This is a genomic window from Trinickia caryophylli (assembly GCF_034424545.1).
In the GTDB taxonomy this organism is placed as follows: Bacteria; Pseudomonadota; Gammaproteobacteria; order Burkholderiales; family Burkholderiaceae; genus Trinickia; species Trinickia caryophylli.
Genome location: NZ_CP139971.1, coordinates 485701 through 499704, shown reverse-complemented (window position 1 = coordinate 499704; position 14004 = coordinate 485701). Strand labels below are relative to the sequence as shown.

Below are 14004 nucleotides of genomic sequence, written 5' to 3'. Positions count from 1 at the left end.
ATGTCCGCGCGTCGAACCGCCCGCATTTCCCCGAGAAAACAGCCTCAGCAGGAACGATCGACCCGCCTCGTGCAGGACGTGCTCGAAGCGGCTATTCAGGTTTTGGCGAGCGAGGGGGCGCCGCGCTTCACGATGGCGCGGGTGGCCGAGAAGGCGGGCGTCAGTGTCGGTTCGCTCTATCAGTACTTTCCGAACAAGGCGGCCATCCTCTTCCGGCTTCAGTGCGACGAATGGCGGCAGACGACCGAAATGTTGTGCGGCATCCTCGAAGAGGCCGGCAAGCCCCCGTTCGAGCGACTACGGGCTCTCGTGCATGCCTTCGTTCGCTCGGAGTGCGACGAGGCGCAGATGCGGGTCGCGCTCGACGACGCCGCGCCGCTTTATCGCGACGCCCCCGAGGTGCGCGAAGTCAAGGCGGCGGGGGAGCGCATCATGGGCGATTTCCTGCGCGAAGTACTGCCGAAGGCTTCCTCGGCAACGCGCGAATTGGCCGGTGAGATGGTGATGACGACGTTGAGCGCGGCGGGCAAGCAGTTCTCCGAGAGCCCGCGAACGCTCGAGGAGATCGATTCCTATGCCGGCGCGATGGCCGACATGTTCTGCGCCTATCTGGATTCGCTGCGCACGCGCGACGGCGGCCCGGCTCGCGATATCGCTGAACCGGGAAGGCGGCGGGCGTCACTCGGGAGGAAGGTATGACACGCCGCCCGGCTTGAGACCGAGTGCGCTTCTCAACTGGAAATCATTTGCGGAGTGACAGAATGCGGCAATGACTTCGGTGTCTCCCTGAATGACATCGCGCACCTCTTTCACCGACATGCGCGTCAGGTCCCGTATCGTGACGAACGGCATTCGTCCGAACCTATCCCAGTCAGTTTCCCAGAATGTGGAATCCTTGTGCTTTATCGAGCGATAGCCGCTGGGCGCGCCATGCGTGCCGGTGAGGATGATGATTTCCCTGCTGTTGGTGACAGCTTTAAGAACGATAGCCTCGAAATCGCTGTAGTCGACGTCGTATCGTGTGACCCATATCTTCGATCCGCGATCGTTGATGATAGGGAACAGCGCGCGACGCGCGGCGTGCACATAGTCCTCCACCACGTCATACGGCTTTCGAATGCGAGTTCTATAGGCGAGCCGCAATGTCCTTTGGTAGGTGGCCGGCAAGCGGCCAAATTCCGTTGGATCGTGCTCCTCGTCCAGCCATTCTTCCGTATCCGTCGAAGCCCCGGTTTTTGCGTGGCCCGCGCCGGTGGTGTTTCCCGGTGCACGCCTGGATTGCTGTCGAGGCGGGGGAGGCATCGAGTCGTGCGAGGACGAGCCGACGAGCGCGGCGGCCAGTTTTTCCACGGTGGCTTGCCTCGGGTAGCCCGCGATCGATGGCTTGCTGCCATGGCCGCCAATTCCCGCGTGGCTCATCTGCGAGACAGGAGGCCCTGCCTGCTCGGAGCCATCGGGCGGAACGAAGCTCGGCGTCGCGCCCTGGGGCGGATGATCTACCGCATGTATGAGGAAGAACTGGGGCATCGGCGCTCTGCCGGAAACGTGCAAGGCTGATACGGGTTACGTTGCAATGACCGGCGCGGTCTGAAGCGCGTGTTCGGCGCGGCAAGCGAGTCGATGTTACACCGGGACGACAGTCCGGCCCCCTGGTGGAACTGACAGGGGCCTGGGCGGATATGGCCGGTCAGTCTTTAGCATCGCTTAACGACGGCCAAAGAAATCGTGAATTCACGCGCGTTCCGTGACTGGCTAAGCTAGGTCGAAATCGCGGTGGTTCGGCTTACCGAGCGCGGCCGCGCGGCAGTTGCCGCGCGCGGTGCGCATGCCGCCCAGCTTTCAGAGGAGATGCGCATGGAAGCCCTGATTTTCGACGTGGACGGCACGCTCGCGGATACCGAATCCGCGCATCGCCATGCTTTCAATGCGGCCTTCGCCGAAGTCGGGCTCGACTGGCACTGGGACGAGCCGCTCTATACACGGCTGCTCGACATCGCGGGCGGCAAGGAGCGGATCCTCCATTATTGGCGTTGCATCGAGCCCGAAGAAGCGGCGGGCGCGAAGGCGGCGGAAACGGTCGACGCCCTGCACGCCATCAAGACGCGCTACTATGCCGAGCGCGTGCGAGGCGGCGCATTGGCGTTGCGCCCCGGCATTGCGCGGCTGATCGATGAAGCCAACGAGGCGGGCCTGCCGGTGGCGATCGCCACGACCACCACACCGGCCAATCTGGACGCGTTGTTGAGTGCGCCTTTCGGCGCCGCGTGGCGCGAGCGGTTCGCGGCCGTGTGCGACGCGTCGACCACGCCGGTCAAGAAACCGGCCCCCGATGTCTACTATGCCGTGCTGGCGGCGCTTGGCCTCGACGGCGCGCGCTGCATCGCATTCGAGGATTCGGAAAACGGCGTGCGCGCGGCATCGGCGGCGCATGTTCCCGTAATCGTGACGCCGACTGCCTATACGCGAAACCATCGCTTCGACGACGCGCTGGCCGTGATCGCTCATCTCGGTGAGCCCCACACGCCGCTACCCGAAGACAACGGCGGGCCCGGCTGGATCGATCTTGCCACCCTGCGACGCTGGCACGGCGAGCGAGTGCTCGCCGCCACGCGATAGGCGCGCCACACACTCCTCCTCTCCCGGACGGCCCTCTCACGCGGCTTCAGGGTGCCCGCGCTCCGTGGGCCGCAGCGGCATCGCCCCTTTTGTGTTCGCTGCTGCACACCGCTTCTTTTACCCCGGCTGCAAAATCGCAACGCGAGTTGACAGACTGCTTTCACGCCGTATGTCGACGCGTGATGCTAGGGCAGTGCGTAAGCCGTTCTCACGCTACGCCGCATCCGTGCGTCCCGTCTGCTGGCCGAATATGTTACTGGCCCAGTGACAATTCATCTGAGCATTGACGACGTGCGGAACCAAGGCTGCGGCTGCGCGCCATCGGCGCGCCGATGCCGCGAGGGCACGGGGAGGGCGAGCACATGGCCGTCTTGTCCGCGTGTTGCTCGCATTTCGCCGCGAGCCGGTGCACAACCTTTCGGGAGCCATCCTTGAAATCCGCACGTTACTTCATGGGGCCGATTGCAGCCCTTGCGATCGCATTGAGTGCATTGCCCGTTTGCGCGGGCGCCGCGACACACGGCGAGGCGGCCGCGACGGCAAAGCGTGTCACGCCGCCGCCGAAGCCGGCCGTGGCAACCCAGGTCATGCCGGGCATTCCCGATCTGGAGAAATGGGAGGTGGACCATGGGCGAGGCATGCCGTCGCGCTTTACGTCCAACCGCTTCCGCGCGCTGGACGGCACGTACGAACGCGAATGAACGAAAACGAGGATGACCATCATGAAAAAGATACTGCTCGCATGCATGCTGGCGATCGGGCTCGTTTTTGTCCAGATCCCGGGTGTGCAGGCACAAACGACTACGGCCAAAGTTCTGGTGCTCTACGACGCGCCGGCCAACGATCCGTACAGCAAGCTCGGACTTGCCTACGCGATCATGTTGCGTAACCTGCTGGGCCACTTCAATACCAACGTCACGCTCGCGCCCGTCGGCAGCTACACGGCCGGCACTATCGAGAACTATCAGGCGGCATTCTATCTCGGCGACTATTACGACAACCTGGTTCCGTCCGCGTTTCTTGCGGACGTCGCCGTGACGAACAAGACCGTCGTCTGGTTCAAATACAACCTATGGCAGCTTGCATGGAATTCGGCGTACAACTTCACGTCGCGTTACGGCTTTACGTTTACGGGCCTGCACGGGCTCGCCAGCGCACCATCGACCTCGAATCCGACGCCGGATTTCTTCGATACGGTCGTCTACAAGAATATGAACATGGTGAAGTACTACGCCTTCGATGCCAATACGGGCGTGGTCAGCGCGGATCCCGACATCGGCGTCACGGCGGTGTCCGATGCCACGAAGGCCAGCGCGCTTGTATCCATCAAGGATAGCCAGACGGGGGCGGTCGCGCCGTACGTGATGCGCTCGGGCAACTTCTGGTACTTCGCGGACATGCCGTTCTCCTACATCGGCCCCCGCGACCGCTATCTGGTGATCTGCGACCTGCTGCACGATATTCTCGGCACCAACCAGCCCGTATTGCACCGCGCGATGGTCCGCTTCGAGGACGTCAACGCCTTTACGACGACCTCGTCGATGAAATCGCTGACCGACTATCTCTACAGCCTGCGCATCCCGTTCTCGATCGCGACCATTCCGCTCTATATGGATCCGCTCGGCGCCTACAACAATGGAGTGCCGCTGACCGTTCATCTCTCGCAGGCAACAGGGCTGAAGAAAGCGCTGAACTATGCGCTTGCTCGCGGCGGGAAGATCGTGATGCATGGCTACACGCATCAATACAACTCGACGCCGAACCGGGAAAACGCGGTGAGCGGAAATGATTTCGAGTTCTGGCTGGCGACGCAGAATCGTCCCGTGGACGAGGATTCGCTGCAGTGGGCAACCAGCCGGCTGAGCGCCGGGCTGCTCGAATTCACGACCAACGGCTACACGCCGTTCGCGTGGGAAACCCCGCATTATCAGGCTTCGCCGCTTGCGATGAAGGCTACGTTGCCGCTGTTCAAGACGACGTATCAGCGCGTCGTGTATTACACGTCGGATAACCCCACGAGCCTGAATTCGACCGCTGCGAATCACGACTATGCCGTTGGACAGTTCTTCCCGTACATCATCAACAACGACTACTACGGTCAGCGCGTCCTGCCGGAAAATCTCGGCAACATCGAGTACAACATCTGCAGCATCGATCCATACTCGTGCCTGACTTATACGTGGCAGGATCTCTACACGAATGCGCAATACGCGCTTACGATCCGGGACGGATTTGCTTCGTTCTTCTTCCATCCGTTCTGGCTGGAACCCGACCTCGGCACGCCCGGTCTCGCCGATTTCAAGAGCATCGTGCAGGGCGTTACCAAGCTCGGCTTTACCTGGGTGAGCCCGGATACCGTGAAATAACGCGACTGTCGTTTTCGGCTCTGTTCGATCGCGCTTTTTCTTCGTCGAGCCGCCACTGCGGGCCATGGCTTGCGGTGGCGGCTCGGCCGTTTTTGCTTCCGGCTGTAACCACGTGCCCCGCGAAACCGAAATAACAAGCGAGCAGGGAAGTCGAGGAACCCAGTCGTTGCCGTCCGCCGGACGTTTCGTTCTCCTGACCAAACTGCGGAACCACGGGCGCCTTCGTGCGCCCTCGCAATTCGATGTTGTTCGAAGTCGTTACGCCAGGAGTCAAATCATGCGACAGTCTCTTTTCCGCGCCCGTTCGTGGCACGCGGCGCTGGGCACATCTTTCATTGCGTGCTCCGCGCTTTTCGGGGCGATGGGCGCACAGGCGCAAAGCCGCGATCCGGCCGCCCGCGTCGGCGAAGCGGCGGCCGGATCGCCGACGCGGGCAGCCGTCAAGGCGGAACTCGCCGAACTCGTCGCGGCAGGCTACAACCCGCGCGATTGGTACCACTATCCGGACAACCTTTGGGCGGCGCAGCGTATCGTCGATCAGCGCCATGCGGCGCTCGCGCAATCGGACGGATCGATGAATGCCACGCCGGCCGCGCAACCGTCCGATTCGATGGGCGGCACGCCCGAAGTCAGATCGGAGGCGGGGGCGGCGATGCCGGCGACGATGCCGCTCAAAGGCTCGCGCGATGCGTCCTGCACGGGTGGGCCGATTTGTTCGATCTACTTCGGCCACTGAGTCGGGCACCGAGAATCTGAAGGACAGGGTCGACGTTCGACGTTCGAAGGCGAGGCCGGCGGCCGATGACGGCGCCGGCCTTACCGTTCAGTGGGTCAGGCGCTTTCGCGTGAGATCAGGTCGAAGCCGACATCGACCTTCCGCCGCTTGACCGTGCCCGTTTCGAGCCGTTGCAGCAGCATCGACGCCGCGAGCTTGCCGATGCGCGTACCGTCGATGCGTATCGTGCTGAGCGCAGGGTCCGCATCCTTGGCGAAATTCTGGTCGCCGTAGCCGAGCACCTTCAACCGGCCGGGTACCGCGAGCCCGCGGTGCCTTGCTTCGATCAACACACCCATCGCAACGACGTCGGCGCCGCAAAAGACGGCGTCGACTTGCGGGTGGACTTCGAGCAGATGAGCGAGTGCCTGCCTGCCGTCTCCGATCGTGGCCGGTGACGGCGCGCTGACGACGGGCACCTCGTGCGCGCCGCCAAAAGACGCGGCGAAAGACGCGACGAAAGCCTCCGCCCGCACTTGCGCGCGGCGATCTCCGGGCGTCACCACGGCCGGGCGCCGGGCACCGCGTTCATGGAGGTAGCGCGCCGCCGCCGCTCCCACGTCCGGATGCGAAAACCCCACCAGCATGTCGAGCGGCGAGCGCGTGAGCTCCCATGTTTCGACGACGGGAATACCCGAGGCCTTCAGTTTCTTGCGCGCATATTCGGAGTGAACGACGCCCGTGAGCACGATGCCGGCCGGGCGTCGGCCGATGATGGCGTCGAGCAGCGCATCCTCGCGCGATTCGTCATACCCGCTTTGGCCGAACAGAAGCTGGTAGCCCGACGCCGCGAGTTCGTTCGTCAATGCAGCCACGGTTTCCTGAAAAACGCCGCCAGCCATGGCCGGGATCAGCGCGACGACAAGCCGGCTGCGATTGGACGCGAGCGAGCCCGCGACCAGATCCGGCGTGTACCCCGTTTCGCGCACGGCCTCGCGCACGCGTTCGAGCGTCTCCGCCGATACGAGTTCGGGCGTGTTGAGGGCGCGCGATACCGTGACCTTCGTCACGCCGATGCGCGCGGCGAGGTCGCTGAGCGTAACGCGGCCGGTGCCGCGGCGGGCGCGGCGAGTGCCGCTGCCGGTCGCGCCGGGTGGGGAATCGGAAGGAGTGCTGCTCACGACGCGGGTTGTCCGGTGCAAAAAAGGGTTGGCCATTATCCCAAAACCGTATTAGCATGGCATCGATGTTACCGGTTACATAAACCGGTAACTGTGAAAACAACACAAGGATACGGCCGAAAAGGCGCGTGATGACCCCGCCGTAATGGAGGAAGAGGGACGGATGTTGCAGGCGAACGTGAATTTCGACGGGCCGTTGCTGAGACTGCACGGCTCGGACAATGTGCTCATTGCGCGCGAAGGGCTGGCGCTCGGCCAGCAGCTCCGCATCGGCGGCGAGCTCGTGCGTATGCGGGCTCAGGTGGCGCCCGGCCACAAGGTGGCCGCCGCGCGCATCGCCGCGGGCGCGCCCATTCGCAAGTACGACACGGTGATCGGCCGCGCGGCGCGCGATATCGCGCAGGGCGAGCATGTGCATACGCACAACATGGAACTCGTCGACTTTGCACGCGATCCGGGGTTTGGTCTCGACGTGCGGCCTGTCGATTATGTGCCCGCAGGCGAGCGCGCGACGTTCGACGGCATCGTCCGGGCGGACGGGCGGGTGGCCACCCGCAATTTCATCGGCATTCTCGCATCGGTCAACTGTTCCGCCACCGTCATCAAGCATATTGCGGCGCGATTCACGCCGGAGCGGCTCGCGCGCTACCCGAACGTCGACGGCGTGGTGGCCTTCGCGCAGACGAGCGGCTGCGGCATGTCTTCCCCGAGCGAGCATTTCGACGTCTTGCGGCGCACGCTGGCGGGCTACGCGCGGCACGCCAATCTGGCCGGCGTGCTGATCGTGGGGCTCGGCTGCGAGCGCAATCAGGTGGCCGAACTCGTGGACTCGCAGGCGCTGGACGAGGGCCCCGCGATGCGCACGCTCGTCATGCAGGCACAGGGGGGCACGCGTGCGACGATCGAGGCGGGCATCGCGGCCGTCGAGCAGATGCTGCCGGCGGCCAACGAGGTGGTCAGACGGCCCGTGAGCGCAAGTCATCTGAAGATCGGGCTCGAATGCGGGGGATCCGACGGCTTTTCCGGAATTACGGCGAACCCGGCGCTCGGCGCGGCCATGGACCTGCTCGTGCGTCATGGGGGCACCGCCATTCTCTCCGAAACGCCGGAGATACACGGCGTCGAATACATGCTGACACGCCGGGCCGTCTCGCCCGAAGTGGGGCGCAAGCTGCTCGATCGGCTGCAATGGTGGGAGCGCTACACGCACGGCCACAATGGCCAGTTCAACGGCGTGGTCGGTCCGGGCAATCAGCAAGGCGGGCTCGCGAACATCTTCGAGAAGTCGCTCGGCTCGGCAATGAAAGGCGGCACTACGCCGCTGCAGGCCGTCTACGAATATGCCGAGCCGATCGACCGGGCCGGCTTCGTCTTCATGGATTCGCCGGGCTACGACCCGGTGGCCGTGACGGGGCAGATCGCGAGCGGCGCCAACCTCATCTGCTTCACGACCGGGCGCGGCTCCATGTTCGGCTCGAAGCCCGCGCCCACGCTCAAGCTCGCGAGCAATACGCCGATGTACCGCCGGCTCGAAGACGACATGGACGTCAACTGCGGCCTCGTGCTCGATGGCGAGCGGACGATCGAGGAGATGGGCCGCGACATCTTCGAGCGAATACTGCGGACCGCATCGGGGCAGCGGACGAAAAGCGAGTTGCTCGATCTCGGCGATCACGAATTCGTGCCCTGGCACATGGGCATCGTGAGTTAGCCGAGGCGGCCGGGCGACCCGGATGCGCGTGCGGCGCAAGAACGCAAGACCGGAACGGTCGACGACAATACATTCGAAGGAGACAGAAATGGGAAATGATCTCGGGCGCGAACGACGTTCGAAGGTGCGCTGGACGGTGGCGGCACTGATGTGGGCGGCCATTGCGATCAATTACATCGATCGCACGGTGCTGTCGGTCGCGGCACCGCACATTCAATCGGAGTTTCATCTGAGCCCGGTCGAACTCGGGGTCGTCATGTCCGCGTTTTTCTGGTCATATGCGCTGTTGCAGGTACCGGCAGGGATGCTGGCCGACCGGTATGGCCAAAAGAAGGTGCTCGGTTTCGCGGTACTCTGGTGGTCCGCGGCCACGGCCGTCACGGGCGTGGCCAAGGGTTTCTGGTCGCTCGTCACGCTGCGCGTCGCGCTCGGTGCGGGCGAGGCGGGTGCTTATCCGAGCAATGCCGGTATCGCGTCGAAATGGTTTCCCTCGAAGGAACGCGCGACGGTGGCCGCCATCTTCGATAGCGGCTCGAAGCTCGGCGGCGCGATCGCGCTCCCGCTGATCGCGTTTCTGCTTTCCATGCTCGACTGGAAGCTCACGTTCGCCGTGACCGGTGTGCTCGGCCTCGCGTGGTTCTGCGTCTGGCAGTTCGTATTCACCGATTCGCCGCAGCGGCACCCCCGCGTCAATGGCGCCGAACTCGCGCATATTCTCGAAGGTCAGACGGCGCAGCAAGCGGACCACGAGGCCCGCCCCTCGCTGAAGAAGCTGCTCGCTCACCGCAATATCTGGGCGATGTGTATCGGCTTTTTCATGATCAATTACAACTCCTATTTCTTCATTACCTGGCTGCCGACGTATCTCGTGAAGGCGCGCGGCTTCAGCCTGATGCAAATGGGCATCATGGCGTCGCTGCCGCTCTTCGCCTCGATCGTCGTGCAGATCTTCGCCGGATGGGCCTCCGATCGCGTCTATGCCTCGGGCCGGCTGTCGCTGACGGCCACGCGCAAGCTCTTTCTCGTGATCGGGCTCGTTATGGCTTCGAGCATCGGCTTCGCCGCGTTCGCGCAATCGGCCGTCGTCGCCGTCATCCTGCTTTGCATCGCCAAATCGGGCACGACGGTGGCCGCTTCCCAGGTGTGGGCATTGCCGGGGGACGTCGCTCCACGCGGCGCGGTATCGCTCGTGGCCGGCGTGCAGAACACCGTGTCGAACGTCGGTGGAATCGTCGGCCCGATCGCCACGGGTGCCATCGTCGGCGCCACCGGCTCGTTCGTACCCGCGCTCGTATTTTCTTCGGCGCTGATCGGCGTCGCCATCGTCAACTATCTCTTCCTGATGGGAAAGGTCGAGCCCATTCGCATCGAAGACGACACTCCGGAGCGTGCCCCGCATGTCCAACGCAATGCAGACCTCAGCGCTTAATCCGTTCAAGGCGGCCATCGCCGCGCGCGAGCCGCGCATCGGCTTCTGGCTTTCCATGGCCGATGCCTATCTGGCGGAAGTCAGCGCCACGGCGGGTTTTCATTGGCTGCTCGTCGACAACGAGCATGCGCCGAACGACCTGCGCAGCACGCTCGCCCAGTTGCAAGCCGTCGCGGCGTATGGCGCCGAGCCGGTGGTCCGGCCTGCATCGGGCGATGCCGTCACGATCAAGCGGCTGCTCGATATCGGCGCGCGCACGCTGCTTGTGCCAATGATCGATACCGCCGATGAAGCGCGCGCCGTGGTGGCCGCCACGCGCTATCCGCCCGAAGGCATCCGCGGCGTCGGCAGCGCGGTGGGCCGTGCGTCACGCTGGAGCGCGCGCGGCGACTATCTTGCCGTCGCCGACAGCGAAATTTGCGTGCTCGTTCAGGCGGAATCGGCCGAGGCCTTGCGCAATCTCGAATCGATTTGCGCGGTGGACGGCGTGGATGGGGTGTTCATCGGCCCGGCCGACCTTGCCGCGTCGATGGGTTATCGCGGCAAGCCCACGCACCCCGAGGTTCAGGCGGCGATCGATGCGGCTATCGATACGATCGTTTCGTCGGGCAAGGCGGCCGGCACGCTGACGTCGGACCCGGCGCTCGCGCGGCACTACCTCGAGCTGGGTTGTTCGTTCGTGGCGACGGGCGTCGACATCCTGATGTTCGCCCAGGCGGCGCGCCGGCTCGCGCGCGAATTCATCGAGCCGGCGCAACCCGCTTAGTGACCGATCGTTTCGGCGTGTCCGAGCGGGTCCGGAGCCCTCAACGGCACGGCGGCCTGCTTGATCAACAGTGCGACGCCCGCGACGACGCCCGCTGTGGCCACGGTGGCGAAGATGCCGGCGAAGCTGACGTGGCGGGCCGCGAGTTGCGCCACCAGAAACGAGCCGGCGATGCCGCCGAAGCGGCCGACGCCAAGCATCCAGGCGACGCCGGTCGCGCGGCCCGCCGTGGGATAAAAGGCGGCCGCCAGCGCCGGCATCGACGATTGCGCCGTGTTCATCAGCACGCCGGCGAAGAAGACCGTGAGCACGAGCAGGCCGATGTTGCCTGCGGCTTGACCGATGCAGTAGACGCTGATGGCCGTGAGACCGTAGCAAAGTGCGATGATCCGATTTGCGTTGAAGCGGTCCATCAACACGCCGCAGAGCACGGCGCCGACGCCGCCGAGCGGAAAGAGGGCCGAGATCAGTGTCGCGCGTTGCGCCGCGAGGCCTGCGTCCTTGAGCAGCACCGGCATCCAGTTGATCGATGCGTAGAAGATCACGAGGCCCATGAAGTAGGCGATCCACAGCATCAGGGAGCCGACGAGGTAGCTGCGCGAGAAGACGACGCCGAGGCCCTTGCTGTCCGACTGGGGCTGGGTTTCCGTCATGACGAATGCATGAGCTTGAGGCGGCTGGCCGCCGAGGCGTGCGAGCGTGGCACGAATGCGTTCGGCGCGGGCGTTGCTGGCGACGAGGAAGCGCACGGATTCGGGCATGGCGGCGATCAATGCGACGCACAGGACGAGCGGCGCGATGCCGCCGAGCAGCAGCACGCTGCGCCACCCGAAGGTCGGGATGAGCCAGGCGGCCAGAAAGCCGCCGAGCGCGGCGCCGAGCGGAAAGCCGCAGAACATCAGATTGATGACGGTGGCGCGGCGCCGGTCCGGGCAGAACTCGCCCATCATCGTGACGGCATTGGGCATGGCGGCGCCGAGGCCCACGCCGGTGACGAAGCGCAGCAGTGTCAACTGGCCGATGCTCGACGAGAATGCGGAGGCGAGGCAGGCCGCGCCGAACAGCAGCACGGAGCCGATGAGCAGCATGCGGCGGCCGAGCCTGTCGGACAGCGGGCCGGACGCGAGTGCGCCGCAGGCCAGCCCGAAGAGCGCGGCGCTGAGCACGGGGGCGAGTTCGGGCTTGCCGATGTGCCATTGCGCGATCAGGGAAGGCGCGATGAAACCGATGGCGGCGGTATCGAAGCCGTCGAGCAGCACGATGACGAAGCACATCGCGAAGATGACCCATTGGAAGGCGGAAAAGGGCCGCTCGTTGATGTATGACTGAACGTTGATGACGGAATTACTGCTCATTGCTGTCTCCCATGCTTCTCGGTGGACGCGGCTCGGCGCTGAACGCTTGCCGCGGCCGCGTGTTCGGAACCTGACGACGAGAAACGCGCCATCGGTCCGATCGTTTTGTCTTTTCTGTCGAATCGCCTGGCACAGTGGGCGCCATGGCCGCGGCCGCACACCGGCCGGTCGGTTTTTGTATCGCGAAGGCGCCGCTGCGGCAAGTCGATAATGAGAATACGAACTATCGCGCAGCCGAATAAGTGTAGTCGCCCGGACGGACGGGCGCGAGTGGCGGCGAGTGGCGGCGAGTGGCGGCGAGGGGGGCGAGGGGGGCGAGGGGGGCGAGGGGGGCGAGGGGGGCCGGGCCCGGGCGTGACGACCCGGGCACCTGGAGAGGAGAGATGGTCAGGCGAGATTGCCCTGGCAGAGGTATTTGATCGAGAGGTAGTCGTCGAGGCCGTATTTGGAGCCCTCGCGCCCGTAGCCCGACTCCTTCACACCGCCGAATGGCGCCGCTTCGCTAGCGAGCGCCCCTTCGTTGATGCCGACGATCCCCGCTTCGAGCGCGCGAGAGACCCGCTCGATACGCTTGAGATCGTTGCTGTAGAAGTACGATGCCAGCCCATAAGGCGTTGCGTTGGCGGCTTCGATCGCCTGCTGCTCGTCGTCGAAGCGGAATAGCGGCACGACCGGGCCGAACGTCTCTTCGCCGCAAAGCAGCATCGTGTCGTTCGCATCGGCGAGCACCGTCGGCGCGTAATAGTTCGGGCCGAGGTCGGTCAGCCGCCGCCCGCCGGTCACGATCCTCGCGCCGCGCGAGAGCGCGTCGTCCACGTGGCGGGCGATCTTGTCGATGGCGCGCGCATTGATCATCGGACCAATCTGCGTGCGCTTGTCGCTGGCGGGGCCGACCGCGAGCGCCTCGACGCGTTCGCCGAGCAGTGCCGCGAAGCGCTCGTACACGCCCGACTGCACGTAGACGCGATTGGGGCATACGCAAGTCTGGCCGCCATTGCGGAATTTCGCGGCCATGAGGCCGGCCACTGCCGCCTCGAGATCCGCGTCGTCGAAGACGATGAACGGCGCGTTGCCGCCCAGTTCCAGCGAGAGCTTCTTCAGCGTGCCCGCCGATTCGCGCGCGAGGTACTTGCCGACGGCCGTAGAGCCGGTGAACGTGATCTTGCGCACGCGCGCATCGTGCAGCCAGTCGGCCACGGCGGGCACGGCGCGTTCGCGCGACGACGTGACGAGGTTGAGCACGCCGGCCGGCAGGCCGGCTTCGTGCGCGAGCATCACGAGCGCGGATGCCGTGAGCGGCGTGTCTTCCGCCGGCTTGCCGACGACGGTGCAACCGGCGGCCAATGCCGGCGCGATCTTGCGGGCGATCATCGCGAGCGGGAAATTCCAGGGCGTGATTGCAGCAACGATGCCGATCGGTTCCTTGACGGCGCTCATTCGCTTGCCGGGCTGCTGCTGCGGGATCAGGTCGCCGTAGATGCGCGTTGCTTCCTCGGCGAACCACGCGACGTACGATGCACCATACGCCACCTCGCCGACGCCCTCGGCGAGCGGTTTGCCCTGTTCGCGCGAGATCAGTGCGCCCAGCGCTTCCTGATTCGCGACGATCAGCGCGTGCCAGCGGCGCAGGATCGCCGCACGTTCTTTCGGCAATGTGTTGCGCCATGCGGGGAATGCGGCCGCTGCCGCATCGGTCGCCGCTCGCGCGTCGGCGGCGCCGCTGTCGGCCACTTCCGCGATTGGCTCGCCCGTGGCTGGATCGACGACGGAGAACTTCGCGCCGTCGATGGCGGGCACCCACCGGCCACCGATGAAATTGCCGGTGCGAATCAGTGCTTCGAGTTCGAATCTGCTTGTCATGACTT

At 64.8% G+C, this 14004-nt stretch carries 12 protein-coding genes; 8 read left to right on the top strand and 4 right to left on the bottom strand.

Annotated features, from left to right (window positions below; translation table 11 throughout):
• A complete protein-coding gene (locus U0034_RS21480) occupies positions 1-699 on the top strand; it encodes a TetR family transcriptional regulator (RefSeq protein ID WP_085224971.1) in 699 nt (232 codons plus the stop codon).
• On the opposite strand, the gene U0034_RS21475 is transcribed toward U0034_RS21480, so the two are convergent.
• Positions 679-1527, bottom strand: a complete 849-nt coding sequence (locus tag U0034_RS21475; protein ID WP_085224974.1) for a hypothetical protein — start codon at positions 1525-1527, stop codon at positions 679-681. The genes U0034_RS21480 and U0034_RS21475 overlap by 21 nt on opposite strands.
• A gap of 327 nt (positions 1528-1854) precedes the next feature.
• On the opposite strand from U0034_RS21475, the gene U0034_RS21470 reads away from it, so the two are divergent.
• The 4 genes from U0034_RS21470 to U0034_RS21455 all read left to right on the top strand — a co-directional run bounded on the left by U0034_RS21470 (position 1855) and on the right by U0034_RS21455 (position 5718).
• On the top strand, positions 1855-2616 hold the full coding sequence (locus tag U0034_RS21470; RefSeq protein ID WP_085225470.1) for an HAD family hydrolase: 762 nt from the start codon (positions 1855-1857) through the stop codon (positions 2614-2616).
• Between the two features lie 431 nt (positions 2617-3047).
• Positions 3048-3317: a hypothetical protein gene (locus U0034_RS21465; protein ID WP_139831113.1), complete on the top strand. Its 270-nt coding sequence runs from the start codon at positions 3048-3050 to the stop codon at positions 3315-3317.
• 21 nt (positions 3318-3338) lie between these two features.
• Positions 3339-4982, top strand: coding sequence for a DUF2334 domain-containing protein (locus U0034_RS21460; protein ID WP_085225472.1), 1644 nt, complete (start codon positions 3339-3341; stop codon positions 4980-4982).
• A gap of 277 nt (positions 4983-5259) precedes the next feature.
• A complete protein-coding gene (locus U0034_RS21455; RefSeq protein WP_085224978.1) occupies positions 5260-5718 on the top strand; it encodes a DUF4148 domain-containing protein in 459 nt (152 codons plus the stop codon).
• Between the two features lie 95 nt (positions 5719-5813).
• On the opposite strand, the gene U0034_RS21450 is transcribed toward U0034_RS21455, so the two are convergent.
• The gene (locus tag U0034_RS21450; RefSeq protein WP_233211849.1) at positions 5814-6878 is read right to left on the bottom strand and encodes a LacI family DNA-binding transcriptional regulator; all 1065 of its coding nucleotides are present in this window, start codon (positions 6876-6878) and stop codon (positions 5814-5816) included.
• Between the two features lie 163 nt (positions 6879-7041).
• Here U0034_RS21450 and U0034_RS21445 point away from each other — a divergent pair, with 163 nt between their 5' ends.
• The 3 genes from U0034_RS21445 to U0034_RS21435 all read left to right on the top strand — a co-directional run bounded on the left by U0034_RS21445 (position 7042) and on the right by U0034_RS21435 (position 10784).
• Positions 7042-8589 carry a UxaA family hydrolase gene (locus tag U0034_RS21445; protein ID WP_085225474.1) on the top strand — a complete coding sequence of 516 codons (1548 nt, stop codon included), beginning with the start codon at positions 7042-7044 and terminating at the stop codon, positions 8587-8589.
• Positions 8590-8677: 88 nt separating this feature from the next.
• Positions 8678-10018, top strand: a complete 1341-nt coding sequence (locus U0034_RS21440; protein ID WP_085224982.1) for an MFS transporter — start codon at positions 8678-8680, stop codon at positions 10016-10018.
• The gene (locus U0034_RS21435) at positions 9987-10784 is read left to right on the top strand and encodes an aldolase/citrate lyase family protein (protein ID WP_085224984.1); all 798 of its coding nucleotides are present in this window, start codon (positions 9987-9989) and stop codon (positions 10782-10784) included. Before U0034_RS21440 ends, U0034_RS21435 begins: the two co-directional genes overlap by 32 nt.
• On the opposite strand, the gene U0034_RS21430 is transcribed toward U0034_RS21435, so the two are convergent.
• On the bottom strand, positions 10781-12139 hold the full coding sequence (locus U0034_RS21430; RefSeq protein WP_085224986.1) for an MFS transporter: 1359 nt from the start codon (positions 12137-12139) through the stop codon (positions 10781-10783). The two genes, U0034_RS21435 and U0034_RS21430, sit on opposite strands and share 4 nt — an antisense overlap.
• Positions 12140-12526: 387 nt before the next feature.
• Complete coding sequence (locus U0034_RS21425) at positions 12527-13999, bottom strand: NAD-dependent succinate-semialdehyde dehydrogenase (RefSeq protein WP_085224989.1); 1473 nt, start codon at positions 13997-13999, stop codon at positions 12527-12529.
• Positions 14000-14004: the final 5 nt, after the last annotated feature.